Here is a 19302-nt window from a genome sequence, read left to right on the forward strand (position 1 = left end):
GCCCCCGGTCTGGGATGCTCGGCGGCATGATCACGAAGCTCCGCGCGGCCACCGCGCAATGGACCGTCGTCGTTCCGGTGGTGTCGTTCGTCGTCCTCGCCCTGACCTGGCACCGGGACCTGCCCGGTTGGGTGGTGGGCGTCGTCGCCTGCTTCCTGGCCGGCGCCGTGCTCGCCGCCGTGCACCACGCCGAGGTGATCGCGCACCGGGTCGGGGAACCCTTCGGATCGCTCGTGCTCGCGGTGGCGGTCACCGTGATCGAGGTCGCGCTGATCGTGACGCTGATGGCCGACGGCGGCTCCAAGTCCGCCACCCTGGCCCGGGACACCGTGTTCGCCGCCGTGATGATCACCTGCAACGGCATCCTCGGCCTGTCCATCCTGGTCGCCGCGATCAAGTACCGGACCGCCGTCTTCAACGCCGAGGGCACCGGCGCCGCGCTCGCCTGCATCGGCACCCTCGCCACCCTCAGCCTGGTGCTGCCGACCTTCACCACCAGCTCCCCGGGCCCGCAGTTCTCCACCACCCAGCTGGTCTTCGCGGCCACCGCCTCGATCGTGCTGTACGGGCTGTTCGTGACCACCCTGACCTTCCGGCACCGGGACTACTTCCTGCCGGTCACCCCCGAGGGCCGGGTGCTCGACGAGGAGGACCACGCCGCGCCGCCGACCGCCAAGGCCGCCTGGATCAGCCTGCTGCTGCTCGGCGTGGCCCTGGTCTCCGTGGTCGGCCTCGCCAAGGGCGTCTCGCCGACCATCGAGCACGCCGTGGACGACGCCGGACTGCCGCACTCCGTCGTCGGCGTCGTGATCGCCCTGCTCGTCCTGCTGCCGGAGACCATCGCGGCGCTGCGCGCGGCCCTGCGCAACCGGGTACAGACCAGCCTCAACCTGGCCCTCGGCTCGGCGCTCGCCAGCATCGGCCTGACCATCCCGGCCGTCGCGATCGCCTCCTCCTGGCTCTCCGGCCCGCTCGTCCTCGGCCTCGGCCCGGCGCACATGGTGCTGCTGACCCTGACCATCGTGCTCGGCACCCTGACGGTCATCCCGCGCCGGGCCACCCCGCTCCAGGGCGCCGTGCACCTCGCCGTGCTGGCCGCCTACGTGGTGCTGGCGCTCAACCCCTGACGCCGCCGCAGCAGTTCCCCAGAGCCCCTGCCTCCGACACCGCCGTCGGAGGCAGGGGCTCTGGGGTCTCCCGGGGGAGCGTGCCGGACGGCGGCCCGCCGACGGGCCGGGCGCCGTGTCCGGCGCGGTGGTCAACGGCGGGCTCCGAACCGGCGGGTGACCGCGCGCCCGCCCCGGTGGCCGGTATTGACCGGTCATCGGGGCGGGCCCGCGTGTCGGGGCGGCGGGCGGGTGCCGTGGTTCTCTATCGTCCGTCTCGGACCGCCGAGTCCGGCCGTGTCCGAATGGCCCCGTCCGAACGAACCTGTCCGAATGGCCCTGTCCGAGTCCGTCCGGGGCCCCCTGCGGCCCCGTCGGGCCCGCAGCCGATCCGACCCCGTGGGAGTGCGTGATGCCCGGCCCAGAGCAGCAGGTGCCCGCAGACGGCGGCCGGGCCCCCCGGCCCGCCCGGACCGAGGAGAACGCCGACGTCATCGTGGTCGGCGCCGGCCCAGCCGGCTCCACCGCCGCCTACCACCTCGCCCGCACCGGCCTGGACGTCCTGCTGCTGGAGAAGTCCGCGTTCCCGCGCGAGAAGGTCTGCGGCGACGGCCTCACCCCGCGCGCCGTCAAGCAGTTGACCGACCTCGGCATCGACGTCTCCGAGCAGGCCGGCTGGCTGCGCAACCAGGGGCTGCGGCTGATCTCCGGCCGGCGCGCGCTGGAGTTCGACTGGCCCGAGCTGTCCGCCTACCCCGGCCACGGACTCGTCCGCCGGCGCGCCGACTTCGACGAACTGCTCGCCCGCCGGGCCGCCTCGGCCGGCGCCCGGCTGATCGAACGGGCCAACGTGGCAGGCCCGTTGGTGGACGAGCGGAGCGGCCGGATCACCGGCGTCACCGCGAAGCTCGGCGACGAGCGCCGGCCCGTCAGCTACCAGGCGCCGGTCGTGGTCGCTGCGGACGGCAACTCCACCCGCCTCTCCGTCGCGATGAAGCGCTACCGCCGCACCGACCGCGCCATGGGCGTCGCCTACCGCACCTACTTCACCACCCCCCGCCACCAGGACCGCTACCTGGAGGCCTGGCTCGACCTGCGCGACCCGGGCGACCCCGCCCGCCGCCTGCTGCCCGGCTACGCCTGGGTGTTCGGCATGGGCGACGGCACCGCCAACGTCGGCCTCGGCGTCCTCGACACCGCCCACGTCGACCTCGACTGGCGCGACCTGCTCCGCCGCTGGTGCGACAGCCTGCCGCCCGCGTACGGCTACACCCCCGACGCCGTCACCGAGCCCGTCCGCGGCTCCGCCCTCCCGATGGGCCTCAACCGCCAACCCCACTACGCCGACGGCTTGTTGCTCATCGGTGACGCCGGCGGCACGGTCAGCCCCGGCACCGGCGAAGGCATCGCCTACGCGATGGAATCCGGCCGCTACGCCGCCGAGACCATCGTCCAGGCCCTCGCCCGGCGCACCGACCGCGGCCGCGAACTGGCCCTGCGCGCCTACCCGCAGGCGCTGCGCTCCGCCTACGCCGGCTACTTCGCGCTCGGCCGCCTCGCCGCCGACCTGCTCGGCCGGCCCAGGCTGCTCGGCGCGGCCGGCGCCGCCGGGCTCGGCCACCCGGCGCTGCTGAAGGTGGCGTTCCGGCTCATGGTCAACCTCACCGAGCCCAACTCCAACGACGCCCTCGACCGGCTGCTCCACCTGATCGGGCGGGTCGCGCCGGGGCGCTGACGGGTGGTTGCGCGGCGCGCCGGGGTCGGTGCCGGACCGCTCAGTCTTTCGGGTGAACCGGTCCGGCGTCCCGGGGTTGGCCGGAACCGGGGAATTCGGTGCGTCTTCGGCCTAGTCGTGTTGACGGATGATCAGCTGATCCGCTTGCCTGGTGTCGAAACGGACACGGAGGGTGAGCAGGACGTCCCCTCCGTGCGACCCCCCTCACGACGGAGACACCGTGCGCCTTCGCCTTCGCCTGCTCGTCGCGCCACTCGCCGCAGCCGCCGCCCTGATCGCCCCGAGCATCCCGGCCGCCGCGGCCGACACCGCCACCGCGGGCGCCTCCACCGCGGGCGGCTCCGCCCGGGCCGCCACGCCCCCCGACGAGTGCTCCGCCGACTTCTACCAGGGTGACAAGCGGCTCGGCCCCGCCGACCTGCCCACCACCGGCCGGGTCGGCCGGGAACTCGTCGGCTACCAGCGCACCGGCTCCCTGAGCGAGCAGCAGTTCCTCACCACCTACTACGACCCGGCCGGCAACAACGGCGCCGGCGGCTGGATCTACCCGCCGTCCGACGGCTACGTCACCCTGCCCGACGGCACCCCGGTCGAGTTCGATCTCACGCTCTACCCGAACCAGAACATCGACCGCTACGGCAGCGAGTACGGCGCCTTCCTCGCCCCCGAGGGGCTGCCCTACTCCACCCGCTCCATCCCGCCGCAGAGCCTCGACGGCACCCCGCCGGCGGGCTGCAACTACCACGACTACAAGGTGGTCAAGCCCTTCAAGGTGCACGCCGGCCCGATCGCCCCGTGGTTCGGCCAGCCCGGCTGGGGCCTGCAGTACCAGCTCGACGCGGCCCTGGTGCCCGGCGGCCCGGCCAAGCTGAACGTGCTCTGGCTGGTCGACAACGGGTACCTGTCCCGGATCGTCTGACCCGGCCCTCCGGACGGCGCACGGCGGGCCCGCCGTGCGCCGTCCCGCTCACCGGGCGTCACCGGACGTCACCGGGCGGCGGGGGCGGATTCCCGGCCGGGGAAATTCGCTGGCGGGCACCGGAGCGGGCGGGATAGGAAGGCCGGATGAGCACCACCGAGAACTCCGCCGAGCGGCGCGTCCTGCGGCCCGCCACCCTCGACCTGGGCGACTTCGCGCTGCGCCCCTGGGGCAGGGCCCTCGACCTGCCCGGCGGCACCGTCCCCGCCCTGGTGATGGCCGCGGCCGACCCGGAGATCGCCCGCTGGAACCCGCTGCGGATCGCCGACCCGGCCGACGCCGAGGCCTACCTCGACCGCTGCGACACCGGCTGGGCCGAGGGGCGCGCGGCCGCCTTCGCGATCACCGACGCCCTCGACGGGACCCTCCACGGCAACGCCTTCCTGGGCTGGACCAACCAGTCGGACGGCATCGCCACGGTCGGCTACTGGCTGCTCCCCACCGCCCGCGGCCGGGGCATCGCCACCCGCGCCGCCACCGCCGTCACCCGCTGGGCCGTCGCCACCGCCGACGCCCGCCGCATCGAGCTCTGGCACGGAGTCGGCAACGAGGCCTCCTGCCGCGTCGCCGTCCGCGGCGGCTTCCGCCACGAGGGCACCACCCGGGCGTCCTACCGCTACGGCGACGGCGACTACGTCGACGAACACCTCCACGCCCGCCTCGCCACCGACCCGGACGCCGGGTAGGCCCGCCGACCGGCCGCCGCGCGGGTCCTCCCGGTGCCGGGAAACCGGTGGGCCGCAGGCTGCGCGCACGGCGGGGGAGCGGCCTAACCTGGAAGGGCGCGTACGGTGCGTGGCCCGGGAAGGGAAACGGTCGGCCATGACGGTGATCTCGGCGGCTCTCTTCGGTACCGATTGGCGCCCTGCGCCGGCCGGTTCCGCCGAACTGCTGCGGGAGTGCGCCGCCCGGGGCTGGACGGTCGTGCTGACCGGGCCCGGGCCCGGCGGGGCACCGGCCCTGACCGTGACCGCCCCCGGGCGTGACCCGGTGCGGGCCGCGCTGGAACTGGTCGGCGGCACGGCGTCGCACGCCGTGGCGGTGGCCGGCAGCGTGCGCGAGGTGCTGGCGGCGCGGCGGGCCGGGGTGCCGTGCGTCGCCCTGGCGGCCGGTGCGGACGCCGGCCCCGAGCTGCGGGCGGCGGGCGCGGTCGAGGTCCACCCCGACGCCGACGCCCTGCTGCGCGTCCTGGACGACAGCCTGCTGGCCCGTCCCCGGGCCTTCGGCCCCGTGGGCGCCGCCGCCGGCGCCGCACCACACGTCGTAACCGGCGGCCCCCTGAGCGGTTAGCGCCTGCCCGTACCGGGCAACCGCCCGGGTGCGAGCACGTCACCGGAAGTGTCGGAGGTGACCGAGATGGACGGACCCGCGTTGAGCGGATGGGAGCGACGGCTCCTTGAGGAGATCGAGTCCGATCTGCGCCAGGACACGCGCCTCGACCGGAAGTTGAGCACGATGGGCGCCAAGCCGCCCAGCCGGGTCCGGCGCGTGCTGCGCGGCGTCGGGCGCCGCCTGTCCGCCGGGGTGGTGTTGACCGCCCTGGTGATGTCCGCGATCTGCCTCAGCATCGGCGTGCGGACCCCGACCACCGCGGTGCTGACCGCCCTCGGGGTGGTGTGGGCGGCCTCGGTGGCGGCGGCGATCGCCACCTCGGCGCTGCTGCGCCGCCGGGCCGCGGGCCGGGGCGAGGGCCGGGACCAGGCTGCGGGCCGGGACCGGGGCGAACGCCGGGCCGCACCCCCCGACCGGGACGAGCGCCGCGAACGCCGCCCCTGGGACCAACCGGAGGCATGATGACCACCGACCTGTGGGAGTACCGTCCGGGCCCCCACCACGCCGCCGACCTGAGCCTGACCGGGTACGAGGTGCAGGCGACCGACGGCCCGCTCGGCCGGGTCGAACAGGACACCGGGGACCACCTGCTGATCGACGCAGGGCCCTGGGTGGCGGGCACCCGGCTGTCCGTCCCGGTCGGCCTGGTGTCGCGGATCGACCACCTGGAGCTGACCGTCCACCTGGACTGCCCGCGCGCCCGGCTCAGCCCCACCCCGCCCGCCGCCGTCCATCTGGGTTCTGCCTGCGACCCGCACCGGCGCTGAGCCATGGGCTGGCCGTCCACCACGCTCACCGGCCGGACGATCGCCTTCCTGGTCGCGCCGTACGGGGCGGAGCAGATCGAGCTGACCTCGCCGTGGCAGGCGGTGGCCGAGTCCGGCGGCACCCCGCGGTTGCTGTCCACCGGGCCCGGCCGCGTCCAGGCCGTCCGGCACCGAGCCCCGGGCGACACCTTCGCCGTCGACGTCCTCGTCGCCGGGGCGCGGCCGTCCGCCTTCGACGGCCTGGTCCTGCCCGGCGGCGTCGCGAGCCCCGACGCGCTGCGGCTGGACGAGGCCGCGGTGGCCTTCGTCCGCGCCTACTGCGCCTCCGGCCGCCCGGTCGCCGCGATCTGCCACGCCGCCTGGACCCTGATCGAGGCCGACGCCGTCCGCGGCCGCACCCTCACCTCCTGGCCGAGCCTGCGCACCGACCTGCGCAACGCCGGCGCCCACTGGGTGGACGAGGAGGTGCACGTCTGCCGCGCCGGCCCCGGCCCCCTCGTCACCAGCCGCCGACCCGCCGACCTGCCGGTCTTCAACGACACCCTGGTCACCGAGTTCGTCCACGCGGCGAAGCGCCGGAAGGGGTGAACCCGCTTCCCGCCCCGGGGAGTTCCGGGTCAGCCGAGGCCCGAGGCCCGAGGCCCGAGGTGCGCAGGGGGGCGGTCAGTCGCCGCGCAGCCGGACGAAGGCGGCGGCGGGTGGGCGGCCGGTGAGGGTCAGTTCGGCGCGCAGCGGGCCGGTGAGGGGGTGGACCGGGCCGTGTTCGGGGTCGGTGACGGGCGGGCCGGCGAGGGGAGCGGCGGCCTCGGCGACCTCGCGGGCCTGGACAGGGGTGAGCCGGGGGGTGCTGAGGAGCACCCGGCCGTCGTCGAGTTCGAGGACGAGGGCGTGCGGACGGGAGGCCGGACCGGTGAAGGCGCGGACGGTGGCGTCGAGGGTGTCGCTGCGGCGGTACTTGACCCAGGCGCGGCCGGCGCCTCGCGGGCGGTAGGGGGAGCCGGCGGCCTTGCAGACCAGGCCCTCGACGCCGGTGTCGGCGAGGCGGGCCATCCAGTCCAGTGCCTCCGCCCGGTCGGTGGTGGCCAGGACCGGCTGGATCGGCGGCGGGACGTCGGCCAGGGCGGCGAGCAGCAGCCGGCGGCGGTCGGTGAGCGGCAGCCGGCGCAGGTCGCGGCCCGGCAGGGCGAGCAGGTCGAAGGCGATCAGGCCGAGGACGACGTCCGGGGCGGCGGCCCGGGCCCGGCGGGTGCGCAGCAGTTCCCCGAAGGCGAACCGGCCGGCCCGCCAGGCGACGAGTTCGGCGTCCAGCACCAGCCCTTCGGGCAGCCGGGCGACGGCGGCGGCGATCGGCGGGAACTCGGGGGCGAGGTCGCGGCCGGTGCGGGACTGCAGGACGGGCGGGCGGGCGCCGCGGGCGAAGGCGACGCAGCGGAAGCCGTCCAGCTTCAGCTCGTACTGCACGCCCGCGCCGCCCAGGCCGTCGGCGGGCGGGACGGCGGCGACGGCGGCGGGGCGCATCACCTCGACGGGCGGGTGGAGCACCTGGTGGGGCTGCTCCTGCCGGGTCGCCGGGCCGGCCGGGAGCGGTCGGGCCCGCTCCGGGTCCAGCAGCGGGGCGAACAGGTCGCCGTGGGCGGCGAGGCGCTCCGGCACCTCGGCGAGGGTGAACACCAGGTCGTCCGCCGTGCCGGCGCGCTCCAGCTCGGCCCAGGACAGCGGGGTGGAGACCGTCGGCAGCGGCCGGGCCCGGAGGGTGTACGGCGCGGCGGTGGTCTTCCTGGCGTTGTTCTGCGACCAGTCGACCAGTACCCGGCCGGCCCGCCGGGCCTTCGCCATGGTGTGCACCACCAGCTCCGGGCGGTCGCCCTCCAGGGCGGCGGCGAGCGCCTTCGCGTACGCCGAGACCCGGGCGCTGGGGGTGGGCTCGATCGGGACCAGCAGGTGCAGGCCCTTGGAGCCGGAGGTCTTCACCCAGGCAGCCAGGCCGTCCGCCGCGAGCCGCTCGCGCAGCAGGACGGCGACGGTGCGGCAGGTGAGGACGGACGCGCCCGCGCCGGGGTCGAGGTCCAGGACGAGGCGGTCGGCGAGCCCGGGCGCGGCCGCGTGCCACTGCGGGACGTGCAGTTCCAGACAGCCCAGGTTGGCGGCCCAGAGCAGTGCGGCCCCGTCGTCGAGGACCACCTGGCGCAGGCCACCGCCGCTGCTCGGCACCTCGACGGTGCGCACCCAGCGCGGGGTGCCGGCCGGCGGGTTCTTGGCGATGAACACCTCGGCCTCCACACCGTCCGGGCAGCGCAGGAAGGAGACCGGGCGGTCGCGCAGGTGGGGCAGCAGGGCGCCGTGCACGGCGGCGTAGTAGCGCAGCACCTCGCCCTTGAGGGTGCCGGTGCGCGGGTAGTACACCTTGTCGAGGTGGGAGAGCGCGAGGGTGCGCCCGTCCACCGTGAGCTGCGGCATGGGTGCTCTCCGGAGCCTGGGCGGGCCTGTGCGTGGCCCCGCAGCCAGTCTGCCCGGGCGGCGGCGGGGGCGCAGCCGGTCCACCGGCGTCGGCGGCCACTCAGCCCCGCGCGGGGGCGGCGGGCCGGGGCGCGCCCGGGTAGGTGCCGAAGTGCCACTGGTTGCCCTCCGGGTCGGCGGCGGCGAAGTCGCGCGAGCCGTAGTCCGTCTCGGTGAGCGCGGTGGTGATCCGGGCCCCGGCGGCGACGGCGCGGTCGTGCACGGCGTCCGGGTCCGCGGTGACCACGTACGCGGTGAAACCGCCCGGCCGGCTCGGGCAGGGTACGTCGCCCTCGGGCGTCTCCCGGTCGGAGCCGAGCATCACGCCGCCGCCCTCCGGCCAGGCCAGTTCGGCGTGGGCGACGAACCCGCCCTCACCGTAGGCGACGACCTCCTGGAAGCCGAAGGCGTCGACCAGGAAGCGGATCAGGGCCCGGGCGTCGGTGGCGCGCAGGCTGGGCCAGACCTGCGGGGCGGGGGCGGTGCCGTCCATGGCTGTCTCCTCGGGGGCTCGGGTTGCTTACGCCTCCCACTCTGCGGCCGCCGCACCCGCCCCGCCTTGGACGTTTCGGAACTTCGCCTCCTCCGGCCCCTCCGCCGCCAGCCATACGCTCGGCGCCGCCCCGGCCAGGGCGCGGAACTCCCGGGCCAGGTGCGCCTGGTCGAAGTACCCGCAGCGGACGGCCAGGTCGCCGAGCCGGGGCGGCGGCGAGGCGGCCAGCAGATGGCGGGCCCGGTCGAAGCGGATCACCCGGGCGGCGGCCTTCGGCGTCAGACCGGTCTCCCGGCGGAACCGCTCCTGGAGGTGCCGGGCGCTCCAGCCGGTCTCCCGGGCCAGCGCCGCCACCGGCAGGGCGCCGTTGCTGCGCCGCAGCGCCCGCCAGGCCCAGCCGACCTCCGGAGGCACCTGCCCGGACGGACGGGCGGCCCGCAGCAGCGTCCCGTCCAGCACGGCGAAGCGCTCGGACCAGGTGTGCGCGGACTGCAACTGCTCCTGGAGGCGCGGGCCGAGCCGCCCCAGCACCTCCTCCGCCGGGAGGTCGATCCCGGCCAACTCGCCGGCGGGCAGCCCGAACAGCGCCCGGGCGGCCAGCGGGTGCACGGCGATCTGCACGCCGGACTGCCGGCCGTCGTGGGTGATCAGCGCCGGGCCGGTGTGCAGGCCGCCGAGCAGCGTCCGGTAACTGCCGGGCGGCTGCGCCGGGTCGGGGTGCCCGGCGATCACCAGCGGCTCGTCCAGGGTGAGGATGAACGTCAGGTACGGGGACGGCAGGCCGCGGTGCAGGGCGGGCGGGATGCCGCGCTGGCGGTACCCGGAGTACCACGCCACGTACGGGCGCAGCGCGGGCGCGGGCCGGGCGCGGACGGCTTCGTCGATCAGGCCGGCGTCGGTGTCGGCGGCCGGGTCTGCGGCCTCGTCGGCTGCGGCTGCGGACGTCTCGGGGGCTTCCGTCGTCACGTTTCCAGTATCGGCGGCCGGAGGGGCGCGTACCGCAGTGGAACGGGCGTCTTGGACAAATGCGCACCGGGGCGGCCGAGTTCGGCCGTCCAGCGGGTGCCCCCGGGTGGAGCGGCCGTCTCGCTCAGTGGATCATGCTTTTTTGTCGGGCGAGATGCGCGCACACTGATGGGCATGGGAAAGCAGTATGAGAGCATCAACGGCAGGCTGCGGGCGTTCATCGAACGGCAGCCCGTCTACTTCGTCGCGACCGCGCCCGTCTCGACCGACGGGCACGTCAACGTCTCGCCCAAGGGCCGCTCCGGCACGCTCGTGGTGATCGACGAACTCACCCTCGCCTACCTGGACTTCGGCGGATCCACCGCCGAGACGATCGCCCACCTGCGGGAGAACGGCCGGATCACGCTGATGTGGTGCGCCTTCGACGGCCCGCCGACCGTGGTGCGGGTGCACGGCCGGGGCGAGCCGGTGTTCCGCGACGATCCGCGCTTCGCCGGGCTGTTGGGCCGCTTCGACCCGGCCGTCGACGGTTCGGGGCTGCGCGCGATCGTGCTGGTGCGGGCCGAACGGGTCAGCGACTCCTGCGGGTTCGCCGTCCCGCTGATGGACTTCCGCGCCGACCGCGAGCTGCACGCGCAGTACTTCGGCCGCAAGGACGAGGAGGAGTTCAACACCTACTGCGAGGGCAAGCAGTACGTCGGCACCAGCATCGACGGCCTGCCTGCTCTCCCGCTGCCGCTCCCGCCCCGGCCGGGCACGGCGTAGGCCCTGCGGGCCGTCAGGCCTGCGCTACGGGCAGGGTTCCTCGACGCGCATCGCGGTCAGGCCGATCACCTGCCCGGTCAGCACCTCGCCGGCCGCCGGGCTCTGCCCGCACACCTGCCACTCCCACTGCACCACCACGACCCGCCCCCGCGGATCGGCGTCCCGCACGCTGACCGGGTACCAGAGGGGCAGCAGCGCCCGTGCCGCCAGGACGGTCTGGCCGCGCAGCTCGGGCATCGGCGGGTGGGGCGGGCTGGGTGCGGGGACCGCGTAGCCGGGCCGGTCGTCCGGCGGCAGCGTGCGGCCGGGATCGGTGTGCGGATCGCAGGCGGCCAGCCCGAGCGAGGCCACGAGCACGAGCAGGGTCCAGGTGCGGCGCATGATCCCCCCGGTGGATTCGCCTATGGTCCCGGCGAGCCGACCGTACCTGCCGTGCGGTGCGCCGGATCGGTTCGTGACCGGCTCGCGGCCGGAACGTCGCCACCTCGGTACGCGCCGGGGCCCGGCCGGGGCCCCCGGGGAAGCCCGTGCACGAGCGGAACGGGCACCGCGCGGCGCTGCGCGGGCGGGTGGTCGGCCGAGGCGGGCGGGAACGCGACGACGCCGCCGCACCCGGGGAGGGTGCGGCGGCGTCGGGGGCCCTGGACAGGTGGGCCGAGGGGTGGGGACTACTTGCCCAGACCGGCCTTGACGGAGCAGATCGGCCAGGCGCCGGGGCCCTGGGCGGCGAGGACCTTCTCGCCGATGGCGATCTGCTGGTCCTTGGTGGCCTGGTGGGCCTGCGGGGCGTACGCGGTGCCGCCGAAGGCGGCCCAGGTGCTGGAGGTGAACTGCAGGCCGCCGAAGAAGCCGTTGCCGGAGTTGACGGCCCAGTTGCCGGTGGCCTCGCAGGAGGCGACCTTGTCCCAGACCGTGGCCGGCGCGGCGGAGGCGCTGGTGGCCGTGACGAGGCCGGCGACCGGCAGGGCGGTGATCGCCCCGGCCATCAGAGCCATCCGGACGCGGTTGCGGCGCTTCGGGGTGGCAGTGGTGGTGGCAGCGGCAGTCTCGTTACGGAAAGTCATGCGGGTCCTTTCGGAGGGGGCTGCGAGCGTGCGGAACCAGGCCCTCGGAAGGCCGTTGGTTTCGGGGGACACGTTGCTCGCCTGGTCCGGCACCGTTCCGGTTCCGGGGCGGTGAGGCCGACCGGAGCGGAGTGCTTGGTGCAACGAGTTCGAAGGTACGGGGGCGATTGAGGCGGTTTCAAGGATTTGGAGGTTTAGGCACGTCAGGGGGCTGTTACCGGTCGTAAGGATCAAGGAAATGGCATGATTTGGCCCGATTTGCCACCATTTGCAAGATCAAACCACCCGGCGAAGTGGCCTGCGTCACGCCGCATGTCCTGTGAGCCCGCCCACATCGTCGACAGCGCGTGACGGCCCACCAGCCCCCGGTGTCGAGATCGCCGCACCGTCCGGCGCCCCGGGTGGCCCGCGCCACAACCCTCACCAGGAGGGCCCCCTCCGCTCACGCACGGTGGCGGGCATAGCCTCGGGGCCATGAGCAACGAGAGCGATGCAGAGGACGTGGAGGCCGTCGGCGGCGCCGAGGAGCCCGGGGTGGCAGCGGCCCCCGCGGGCTTCGAACTGGGGACGGACGGGCCCAAGGTGATCCTGGCGGGGCTGGACGGCTCCGACTCCTCCTGGCGCGCCACCGCCTACGCCGCCGGGCTGGCCCGCCGGCAGGGCGCCACCCTCGCGGTCGCCTACGTCCAGCCGATCCTGGGTGCGGCCACCGCCCTGGCCGGGGCGGCGGTGGAGGAGACCACCCAGGAGATCGCGGACGAGCTGCTGTCCGCCCTGCGCGAGGCCGAGCACCACGTGAAGGAGGTGTGGCGGGTGGAATGGCGCTTCCTCACCATGCGCGGCGACCCCTATACGGGGCTGGCCAAGCTCGCGGACGAACTGCGCGCCGACGCCGTCGTGGTCGGCGCCTCCGAGCAGGCCGGGCACCGGGTGATCGGCTCGGTCGCCGTCCGCCTGGTGAAGGCGGGCCGCTGGCCGGTCACCGTGGTGCCGTAGCGCGGGCCGGGCCGCCCGGCAGGGGGCCGGGCGGCGGCGGGTAGGGTGCGTGACCATGACGGAAACGCCGGGCGCGCACCCCACCGGGCCCGCCCACCCGACCGGCAGCGACCTGCACCTCGACCTCCCCGCCGTCGGGGGCCGCCGTGCCGCGCTGATGGCGGCCCTGCGCGAGGCGATCCGCAGCGGCCGACTCGCCCCCGGCACCCGGCTGCCGCCGTACCGCGCGCTCGCCGCCGACCTCGGGCTGGCCCGCAACACCGCCGCCGAGGCGTACGCCGAACTCGTCGCGGAGGGCTGGCTGACCGCCCGTCAGGGCTCCGGCACCGCCGTCGCCGAGCGCGCCGAGCCCGTCCCGCCGAGCCCGTCCCCTCGGCCCTCCCTGCGGCCGGGGCCCGTCCACGACCTGCGCCAGGGCCAGCCGGACGCCGCGTCCTTCCCGCGCACCGCCTGGCTGGCCGCCGCCCGCCGGGCGCTGACCGCAGCGCCCAACGAGGCCTTCGGGCCCGGCGATCCGCAGGGCCGGCCCGAACTGCGCACCGCCCTCGCCGACTACCTGGCCCGCGTCCGCGGAGTGCGCACCGACCCGGACCGGATCGTGGTCTGCTCGGGCTTCGCCCACGCGCTGCGGCTGCTGTTCGCCGGCGGGGCGCCCGCCCTGCCGCCCGAGGCGACCGGGCCGCTGGCCGTCGAGGCGTACGGGCTGGGGTTCCACCGCGGGCTGCTGGCCGCCGCCGGGGTCGCCACCGTGCCCCTTCCGGTCGACGAACACGGCGCCCGGCTCGGCGGGTTGGCGCACCGTCAGGACGTCCGGACGGCCCTGCTCACCCCCGCCCACCAGTTCCCGACCGGCGGGCCGCTGCACGCCGGCCGCCGCGCCGCCGTGGTCGACTGGGCGCGCGGGCGCGGCGGCCTGCTGCTGGAGGACGACTACGACGGCGAGTTCCGCTACGACCGCCAGCCGGTCGGAGCCGTCCAGGGGCTCGACCCCGAGCGGGTGGTCTACCTCGGCTCGGTCAGCAAGAGCCTGTCACCGGCGCTGCGGCTCGGCTGGATGGTGCTGCCGGACCACCTGGTCGACCGGGTGCTCGCCGCCAAGGGCGAACGCGAGGGCTGGGCCAGCGCGTTGGACCAGTTGACCCTCGCCGAGCTGATCGACTCCGGCGGCTACGACCGGCACGTGCGGCGGATGCGCCGCCGCTACCGGGAGCGCCGCGACCAGCTGGTGGCTGCGCTGGCGGCGCGCGCCCCGCACGTTGGGGTCTCCGGCGTCGCGGCCGGCCTGCACGCCGTCCTGCGGCTGGAGCCCGGCACCGAGGACGCGGTGCTCCAGGCCGCCGCCCACCGGGGCCTGGGCCTGGACGGGCTCGCCGACTTCCGGCACCCGGGGATCGGCCCGGAGGCCATGCCGGTCATGGACGGCCTGGTCGTGGGCTACGCCACGCCGCCCGACCACGCCTACCCGGCGGCGCTCGCCGCGCTCTGCGACATCCTGCCGCCGCCCGCCTGAACCGGCCGGACCCGGGGCGGCCGGACCGGCACCGGCCTGCCGGGCGACGGGCCTCGGGTGGCCGTCCGGGGCGGCGGGCGAAGCATAGGGCCCCGGGCGGGGGAGTGGGGGCGGAACGCGGCCGGGCTGGTCCACGGTGTCCGCCCCCGACTCGTGCGTCGGTACGGACCGGGGCGGAGCGGGGCAACGGAACCGGTACGGCGCCCTACGCTCCTTGGTCATGCGCAGAACACATTTGAGCCGTGTCGCCCTCGCCGCGTGCCCGGCCCTCGCCGTCGGTCTGCTCCTCTCCGCCACACCCGCCCAGGCTGACACCCCGCTGCCGTTCACGGCCGTCTCCGACCGGCAAACGACCGTCCGGGGCGGCGAGTTCACCCTGACCCTGACGCTCAGCAACCCGTACGACACGCCGATCCAGTTCGTGTACCAGAGCGTTCAGCCGACCTACCAGACCAGTCTGGAGAACGGCCTCAAGTTCGCCGCCACGGCCTGCGGCACCCAGACCAACGGCTGCAGCGACAACGTCCACGGCGGGATCGCCCGGTACAATGTGCCGCTCGCCCCCGGTGCCACCAGCAGCTTCACGGTCACCTACACCGTGGCGCCGGACTCGACCTGCGGCGCGGCGACCAGGATCGACTTCTACTCCTACCTGTACTACGAGTACAAGGGGGGCGAGGCCAAGAACTCCGGCATCGTCGGCATCCCCGGCAGCCAGATCGCCTGCGCCTGACGCATCGCCCGACCGGCGCTGCCCTCGCCGCTTCCCCGTCGCACCCCCACTGCGCATCCCCGATCCCCCGTCAGGTGCCGGCCGCCCCCGTCCCGGCACCTGACGGGCCGTTCGCGTGCCCGGAGCCCGGTGGCGGGCCGGTGCCCATGGTCGGGGCGCAGCTGACCTGCCCCGTTTCGCCGCCCCCGCTGCACCGATACCGCCTCGCCGGGCCCGTTCCACCGGCCCCGTTGACGGCCCGCTCCTGCCGATGTCGTACGGGAGGTACGCCGCCTGTCCGCTGCCCGCTGTCCGCGCGCGGGCGTCGGTCGCGAGGGATCCGGGGCGGCGAACGGATGTTCTCGCGACCTGGGGCCCGAACGGAATGGGACTGCTTCAGATTCACCCTATCGGGGGGTAGTCGGTCTCCGCGCGGGTCCGGCCGGGCGCTGGTGATCTAGGGTTCCCGATGGGCCGCCGGGAGACGGTGGCCGTGATCGCGATGAATCGCCAACACCCCCATCGATACGCGTGTCTGATGATCCGTCATGGCATCAGTCGGGGTGGGCAGGGACGACTCCGTCGCCGTCCGACCCTGACCGCGTGATCCGACCAGATGAATGGAGACCCCTGCCGATGCCCGTGGACACGAGCCCGGAGACAGCGCAGGTCCCGCAGCAGTCCAGCCTCACGACGGCCGCTGCCCGCAACCTTGCCACCACGACCAAGTCCGCACCGCAGATGCAGGAGATCACCTCCCGCTGGCTGCTCAAGGTGCTTCCCTGGGTACAGGCCGCCGGCGGCGCCTACCGTGTCAACCGACGGCTCACCTACACCGTCGGCAACGGTGTGGTCGAGTTCATCAAGACCGGCTCCCAGGTCCGGGTGATCCCCGCCGAGCTGGGTGAGCTCGCCCTGCTGCGCGGCTTCGAGGACGAGGAGGTGTTGACCGCCCTCGCCGACCGCTGCGAGCAGCGCGACTTCGGTCCCGGCGAGGTGCTCACCACCCAGGGCGAGGCCGCCGACCGGATCTTCCTGATCGCGCACGGCAAGGTCAACAAGATCGGCACCGGCAAGTACGGCGACGACACCGTGGTCGGCGTGGCCGGCGACGGCGACCGCTTCGGCGACGACGCCCTGCTGAACCCGGACGCCGCCTGGGAGTTCACCGCCACGACCGCCACCGCCGGCGTCGCGCTCACCCTGACCCGCCGCGACTTCGCCGCCATCCGGGACAACTCGCCGAGCCTCCAGGAGCACCTGCTCGGGTTCCTGGCCCTGCCGCAGCAGGCCCAGAACGAGCGCGGCGAGGCCGAGATCGCCATGTCGGCCGGCCACCACGGCGAGTTCGAGCTGCCCGGCGCCTTCGTGGACTACGAGCTCAAGCCCCGCGAGTACGAGCTGAGCGTCGCGCAGACCATCCTCAAGGTCCACACCCGCGTCGCCGACCTGTACAACGAGCCGATGAACCAGGTCGAGCACCAGCTCCGGCTGACCATCGAGGCGCTGCGCGAGCGCCAGGAGCACGAGCTGGTCAACAACCCGGAGTTCGGCCTGCTCAACAACGCCGACTTCGACCAGCGGATCCAGACCCACTCCGGCCCGCCCACCCCGGACGACCTGGACGAGCTGCTCAACCGCCGCCGCGACCCCGACTACCTGCTCGCCCACCCGCGCGCGATCGCCGCGATCGGCCGCGAGTTCAACGCCCGTGGACTGTACCCCCACCACGTCGACCTCGGCGGGCAGCAGGTGCCGGCCTGGCGCGGGGTGCCGATCCTGCCGTGCAACAAGATCCCGATCACCAAGGAGAACACCAGCTCCATCCTGGTGATCCGTACCGGTGAGGACAACCAGGGCGTCATCGGCCTGCACCAGAACGGCATCCCGGACGAGTACCAGCCGTCGCTGTCCGTCCGCTTCATGGGCATCGACGAGAAGGCGATCATCTCGTACCTGGTCAGCGCCTACTACTCGGCCGCGATCCTGGTGCCGGACGCGGTCGGCGTCCTGGAGAACGTCGAGATCGCGCACCGCCGCCACTGAGGGCGGCCGACAAGGGGCCCGGGCCGTAACCGGCCGGCTCGAAGATCGTTTGACCTGATGACGGACGGCCCGCCCCCGGAAGGCGGGCCGTCCGCCTGATCGTGCCTCATCACGTCTGATCGCGTCTGATCACGCCTGCCCGCGTCCTCCTGCGGGCCGGGCGGATCGCCCTGTTCTGATCCCGTCCCTGGCGACCCGAGAGGTGAGTGGAGCCCATGCCGCAGCGCCGGCAGTCCCGACGGATATCGCTGGACGGCGGTGGGGGTGCGGCCTCCGGTCGGCGGACCAGGCTGATCGGCGCCGCGGTCGGCGTGGTCGCGATGTGCGCCCTGGTCGGCGGCGCCTCGGCGTCCGGCACCGAACACCACGGCGGGGAGCAGCAGCACGGCACGACCGTCGACTCGTGTGTCTGCACCGGGACGGACGTGTCGGTGGAGGTCGGGCCGGGCGGGGACGTGAACGTCGGGGTCGACGTGGACGTCCAGGTCGGCGTCACCGTCGCCCCGACCGCCGACGCGCGGCACCAGGGCCCCAAGCCCCCGCACCGGCACCACCCGTGCCGCACGCCGAAGGCCGCGCCCGGACCGGCCTCACCACGACCCTCGGACACCACGGGAGTCCGCCAACAGCCCGGCCGCCCGGACGACGAGCACGGCGGGGACGGGGGCCATGACGGGGACGGCGGCCACGGCGGGGACTGGTGGCACGGGGACTGGTGGCACCACCACCATCACCACCCGCACCCCTGCCCGAGCCCGACGGCGACCCCGACGCCGAGCCCCACCCACACGCCCAGCCCCACACCGAGCGCCACGCCGACGCCGAGCGCCACGCCGACGCCGAGCGCCACGCCGACGCCTTCGCCGACGTCGAAGCCCAGTCCGACTCCGACACCCGTCCCCACGGCGTCGCCGACCCCCGCGCCGACAACGCCGGCTCCCAGCAGGACGCCTGGGCCCACCTCGCCGCCTGCGGCACCCGCGCCTGCTCCGCCGCCCGCGCCGAACCCGCCCGCGCCGAACCCGCCTGCACCCCCGGCGCCGGCCCCGGCGGCACCCGCGCCCCCGCCGGACCCGGTGGCCCCCAGTCCGGCCACGCCGAGCCCGGTGCGCCCGAGCCCGCTGTGGCCGACCCCGGCGGCGCAGCCCGTCTACCACGTGCGGGCGGCGCAGCCGCCGGCCCCGCTGCAGCACCACCACAACGCCCCGGCGACGACCACCATGCTGCTGGTCACCGTGCCCGCCATCCTGGCGGCGGCGGCCCTGCGCCCGGGCCGTGGACGCGGCCGGTCCGGCCGTTCCGGGCGGTCCTGACCGCCCCACCGAGGCGGCCCGCCCCGGCCCCCGGTCCGGCCCTGGAGCCCGACCTGCCCGGCCCGGGGCCGGCCTCGTCACCTTTTTTCCGTCACAAGCCGAGCCAGAGAAGGGAGTTCCCATGTCCGAATGGTTGGCGTTGGCCATCGCGATGGCGGCGGCCTGTGCCGTCGTGGTGGCGGTGGTGGTGCTGCGGCACCGCCGGGTGGGCACCGAGAAGAACGTCGACGAGACCCCGGACGTCATCGACTACATCACGATGATGATCGGCGTGGTTTACGCGATCGTCCTCGGTCTCGCCCTCGCGGGTGTCTGGGAGGCGCGCGGCGCCGCCCAGGACGACCTGTTCCGGGAGGCACAGTCGTTGCAGGAGGTGAGCGACCGGGCGGTGGTCTACCCGGCCGAGTTCCGCGACCAGGTCCGGGCCGACGTGGACGCCTACGTCTCGTACGTGGTGAAGGTCGAGTGGGACTACATGCGCAAGAACGGCGAGATCTCCGACAAGGGCACCGAACTGCTGGACAAGCTGCGGGTGGACGTCGCCACCCGGCCGCCGGCCTCCGAGCTGGAGTCGCAGTCCTACCAGCCGATCATGGACCGGATCAGCCAGGCCGACGACGCCCGCAACTCGCGCGGGCAGAACGCCGGGCCGACCATGCCCGGGGTCGTCTGGTTCGGCCTGATCACCGGTGCGGTGGTGACCGTCGGCATGCTGTTCGCGTTGCAGATCCGGCGCACGCCGAGGGAGTTGATCCTCGCGGGCTGCTTCAGTGCGCTGATCGCGTTCCTGCTGTTCATGATCTGGGACTTCGACGATCCGTTCGGCCGCAGCGTCTCGGTGACCACCCAGCCGTTCGTCGACCTGTTCCCCTCCCTCGGGCTGAAGGGCTGAGCAAGGCCCGCTGAACCTCGCCGAAGCACGGTGGGGGCCCGGGGGGGGGCCCGCCCGGGCCCCCACCGGGCCCCGCTGCCCGCAACCCGCCCCCCCAACAGGTTTTAAACAGAGCCAAGGCGAACGAGGT

20 protein-coding genes and 1 pseudogene are annotated in these 19302 nt (G+C 74.9%); 15 read left to right on the plus strand and 6 right to left on the minus strand.

Annotation, left to right across the window (positions count from 1 at the left end):
- Positions 1 to 26: 26 nt before the first annotated feature.
- The 8 genes from ACFVHI_RS15845 (at position 27) to ACFVHI_RS15880 (ending at position 6507) form a co-directional block, all read left to right on the plus strand.
- The gene (locus ACFVHI_RS15845) at positions 27 to 1127 is read left to right on the plus strand and encodes a calcium:proton antiporter (protein WP_063351661.1); all 1101 of its coding nucleotides are present in this window, start codon (positions 27 to 29) and stop codon (positions 1125 to 1127) included.
- Between the two features lie 391 nt (positions 1128 to 1518).
- Positions 1519 to 2841: a geranylgeranyl reductase family protein gene (locus tag ACFVHI_RS15850; protein ID WP_380339489.1), complete on the plus strand. Its 1323-nt coding sequence runs from the start codon at positions 1519 to 1521 to the stop codon at positions 2839 to 2841.
- Positions 2842 to 3061: 220 nt separating this feature from the next.
- A complete protein-coding gene (locus ACFVHI_RS15855) occupies positions 3062 to 3760 on the plus strand; it encodes a TNT domain-containing protein (protein ID WP_208869129.1) in 699 nt (232 codons plus the stop codon).
- A gap of 146 nt (positions 3761 to 3906) precedes the next feature.
- Positions 3907 to 4506, plus strand: a complete 600-nt coding sequence (locus ACFVHI_RS15860; RefSeq protein ID WP_380339491.1) for a GNAT family N-acetyltransferase — start codon at positions 3907 to 3909, stop codon at positions 4504 to 4506.
- Between the two features lie 136 nt (positions 4507 to 4642).
- A complete protein-coding gene (locus ACFVHI_RS15865; RefSeq protein ID WP_380339493.1) occupies positions 4643 to 5110 on the plus strand; it encodes an HAD family hydrolase in 468 nt (155 codons plus the stop codon).
- A gap of 66 nt (positions 5111 to 5176) precedes the next feature.
- Entirely contained in the window at positions 5177 to 5614 is a 438-nt protein-coding gene (locus tag ACFVHI_RS15870; protein ID WP_380339496.1) for a hypothetical protein, read from the plus strand.
- Positions 5614 to 5919 carry a PRC-barrel domain containing protein gene (locus ACFVHI_RS15875; protein WP_380339499.1) on the plus strand — a complete coding sequence of 102 codons (306 nt, stop codon included), beginning with the start codon at positions 5614 to 5616 and terminating at the stop codon, positions 5917 to 5919. Before ACFVHI_RS15870 ends, ACFVHI_RS15875 begins: the two co-directional genes overlap by 1 nt.
- A 3-nt stretch (positions 5920 to 5922) precedes the next feature.
- Complete coding sequence (locus ACFVHI_RS15880; protein WP_063350610.1) at positions 5923 to 6507, plus strand: type 1 glutamine amidotransferase domain-containing protein; 585 nt, start codon at positions 5923 to 5925, stop codon at positions 6505 to 6507.
- Positions 6508 to 6582: 75 nt separating this feature from the next.
- Here ACFVHI_RS15880 and ACFVHI_RS15885 read toward each other — a convergent pair whose 3' ends face one another.
- The 4 genes and pseudogenes from ACFVHI_RS15885 to ACFVHI_RS15900 all read right to left on the minus strand — a co-directional run bounded on the left by ACFVHI_RS15885 (position 6583) and on the right by ACFVHI_RS15900 (position 9874).
- A complete protein-coding gene (locus ACFVHI_RS15885) occupies positions 6583 to 7437 on the minus strand; it encodes a DNA ligase (protein WP_380339541.1) in 855 nt (284 codons plus the stop codon).
- A gap of 60 nt (positions 7438 to 7497) precedes the next feature.
- Positions 7498 to 8376: pseudogene (gene ligD / locus ACFVHI_RS15890) on the minus strand (non-homologous end-joining DNA ligase); the annotation flags it as partial.
- 100 nt (positions 8377 to 8476) lie between these two features.
- Positions 8477 to 8908 carry a VOC family protein gene (locus ACFVHI_RS15895; RefSeq protein WP_380339508.1) on the minus strand — a complete coding sequence of 144 codons (432 nt, stop codon included), beginning with the start codon at positions 8906 to 8908 and terminating at the stop codon, positions 8477 to 8479.
- Positions 8909 to 8935: 27 nt separating this feature from the next.
- A complete protein-coding gene (locus ACFVHI_RS15900) occupies positions 8936 to 9874 on the minus strand; it encodes a helix-turn-helix domain-containing protein (RefSeq protein ID WP_380339510.1) in 939 nt (312 codons plus the stop codon).
- 174 nt (positions 9875 to 10048) lie between these two features.
- Between ACFVHI_RS15900 and ACFVHI_RS15905 the strand changes: the two genes are divergently transcribed.
- On the plus strand, positions 10049 to 10639 hold the full coding sequence (locus tag ACFVHI_RS15905; protein WP_063350613.1) for a pyridoxamine 5'-phosphate oxidase family protein: 591 nt from the start codon (positions 10049 to 10051) through the stop codon (positions 10637 to 10639).
- A 24-nt stretch (positions 10640 to 10663) separates the two neighbouring features.
- On the opposite strand, the gene ACFVHI_RS15910 is transcribed toward ACFVHI_RS15905, so the two are convergent.
- Positions 10664 to 11020 carry a hypothetical protein gene (locus tag ACFVHI_RS15910; RefSeq protein WP_063350614.1) on the minus strand — a complete coding sequence of 119 codons (357 nt, stop codon included), beginning with the start codon at positions 11018 to 11020 and terminating at the stop codon, positions 10664 to 10666.
- 287 nt (positions 11021 to 11307) lie between these two features.
- Positions 11308 to 11703 carry a transglycosylase family protein gene (locus ACFVHI_RS15915; RefSeq protein WP_063350615.1) on the minus strand — a complete coding sequence of 132 codons (396 nt, stop codon included), beginning with the start codon at positions 11701 to 11703 and terminating at the stop codon, positions 11308 to 11310.
- A 474-nt stretch (positions 11704 to 12177) separates the two neighbouring features.
- Between ACFVHI_RS15915 and ACFVHI_RS15920 the strand changes: the two genes are divergently transcribed.
- The 6 genes from ACFVHI_RS15920 to ACFVHI_RS15945 all read left to right on the plus strand — a co-directional run bounded on the left by ACFVHI_RS15920 (position 12178) and on the right by ACFVHI_RS15945 (position 19172).
- On the plus strand, positions 12178 to 12699 hold the full coding sequence (locus ACFVHI_RS15920; RefSeq protein WP_363377458.1) for a universal stress protein: 522 nt from the start codon (positions 12178 to 12180) through the stop codon (positions 12697 to 12699).
- A 55-nt stretch (positions 12700 to 12754) separates the two neighbouring features.
- The gene (locus ACFVHI_RS15925) at positions 12755 to 14209 is read left to right on the plus strand and encodes a PLP-dependent aminotransferase family protein (protein ID WP_063350617.1); all 1455 of its coding nucleotides are present in this window, start codon (positions 12755 to 12757) and stop codon (positions 14207 to 14209) included.
- A gap of 220 nt (positions 14210 to 14429) precedes the next feature.
- The gene (locus ACFVHI_RS15930; protein WP_063350618.1) at positions 14430 to 14942 is read left to right on the plus strand and encodes a hypothetical protein; all 513 of its coding nucleotides are present in this window, start codon (positions 14430 to 14432) and stop codon (positions 14940 to 14942) included.
- Positions 14943 to 15557: 615 nt separating this feature from the next.
- On the plus strand, positions 15558 to 16967 hold the full coding sequence (locus tag ACFVHI_RS15935; RefSeq protein ID WP_063350619.1) for a family 2B encapsulin nanocompartment shell protein: 1410 nt from the start codon (positions 15558 to 15560) through the stop codon (positions 16965 to 16967).
- Positions 16968 to 17182: 215 nt separating this feature from the next.
- On the plus strand, positions 17183 to 18280 hold the full coding sequence (locus ACFVHI_RS15940) for a hypothetical protein (RefSeq protein WP_380339516.1): 1098 nt from the start codon (positions 17183 to 17185) through the stop codon (positions 18278 to 18280).
- A gap of 121 nt (positions 18281 to 18401) precedes the next feature.
- On the plus strand, positions 18402 to 19172 hold the full coding sequence (locus ACFVHI_RS15945) for a DUF4239 domain-containing protein (RefSeq protein WP_063350621.1): 771 nt from the start codon (positions 18402 to 18404) through the stop codon (positions 19170 to 19172).
- Positions 19173 to 19302: the final 130 nt, after the last annotated feature.

The sequence above is a fragment of the Kitasatospora sp. NPDC127121 genome, from assembly GCF_042677305.1.
In the GTDB taxonomy this organism is placed as follows: domain Bacteria; phylum Actinomycetota; class Actinomycetes; order Streptomycetales; family Streptomycetaceae; genus Kitasatospora.

What these genes read in the sequence shown, in the direction of transcription:
- ACFVHI_RS15905 (WP_063350613.1), top strand. Translation starts at nt 10,049, where the DNA reads ATGGGAAAGCAGTATGAGAGCATCAACGGCAGGCTGCGGGCGTTCATC.
- ACFVHI_RS15850 (WP_380339489.1), top strand. Translation starts at nt 1,519, where the DNA reads ATGCCCGGCCCAGAGCAGCAGGTGCCCGCAGACGGCGGCCGGGCCCCC.
- ACFVHI_RS15930 (WP_063350618.1), top strand. Translation starts at nt 14,430, where the DNA reads ATGCGCAGAACACATTTGAGCCGTGTCGCCCTCGCCGCGTGCCCGGCC.
- ACFVHI_RS15920 (WP_363377458.1), top strand. Translation starts at nt 12,178, where the DNA reads ATGAGCAACGAGAGCGATGCAGAGGACGTGGAGGCCGTCGGCGGCGCC.
- ACFVHI_RS15915 (WP_063350615.1), bottom strand. Translation starts at nt 11,703, where the DNA reads ATGACTTTCCGTAACGAGACTGCCGCTGCCACCACCACTGCCACCCCG.
- ACFVHI_RS15940 (WP_380339516.1), top strand. Translation starts at nt 17,183, where the DNA reads ATGCCGCAGCGCCGGCAGTCCCGACGGATATCGCTGGACGGCGGTGGG.
- ACFVHI_RS15935 (WP_063350619.1), top strand. Translation starts at nt 15,558, where the DNA reads ATGCCCGTGGACACGAGCCCGGAGACAGCGCAGGTCCCGCAGCAGTCC.
- ACFVHI_RS15945 (WP_063350621.1), top strand. Translation starts at nt 18,402, where the DNA reads ATGTCCGAATGGTTGGCGTTGGCCATCGCGATGGCGGCGGCCTGTGCC.
- ACFVHI_RS15925 (WP_063350617.1), top strand. Translation starts at nt 12,755, where the DNA reads ATGACGGAAACGCCGGGCGCGCACCCCACCGGGCCCGCCCACCCGACC.
- ACFVHI_RS15880 (WP_063350610.1), top strand. Translation starts at nt 5,923, where the DNA reads ATGGGCTGGCCGTCCACCACGCTCACCGGCCGGACGATCGCCTTCCTG.
- ACFVHI_RS15885 (WP_380339541.1), bottom strand. Translation starts at nt 7,437, where the DNA reads ATGCGCCCCGCCGCCGTCGCCGCCGTCCCGCCCGCCGACGGCCTGGGC.
- ACFVHI_RS15875 (WP_380339499.1), top strand. Translation starts at nt 5,614, where the DNA reads ATGACCACCGACCTGTGGGAGTACCGTCCGGGCCCCCACCACGCCGCC.
- ACFVHI_RS15870 (WP_380339496.1), top strand. Translation starts at nt 5,177, where the DNA reads ATGGACGGACCCGCGTTGAGCGGATGGGAGCGACGGCTCCTTGAGGAG.
- ACFVHI_RS15895 (WP_380339508.1), bottom strand. Translation starts at nt 8,908, where the DNA reads ATGGACGGCACCGCCCCCGCCCCGCAGGTCTGGCCCAGCCTGCGCGCC.
- ACFVHI_RS15860 (WP_380339491.1), top strand. Translation starts at nt 3,907, where the DNA reads ATGAGCACCACCGAGAACTCCGCCGAGCGGCGCGTCCTGCGGCCCGCC.
- ACFVHI_RS15865 (WP_380339493.1), top strand. Translation starts at nt 4,643, where the DNA reads ATGACGGTGATCTCGGCGGCTCTCTTCGGTACCGATTGGCGCCCTGCG.
- ACFVHI_RS15910 (WP_063350614.1), bottom strand. Translation starts at nt 11,020, where the DNA reads ATGCGCCGCACCTGGACCCTGCTCGTGCTCGTGGCCTCGCTCGGGCTG.
- ACFVHI_RS15845 (WP_063351661.1), top strand. Translation starts at nt 27, where the DNA reads ATGATCACGAAGCTCCGCGCGGCCACCGCGCAATGGACCGTCGTCGTT.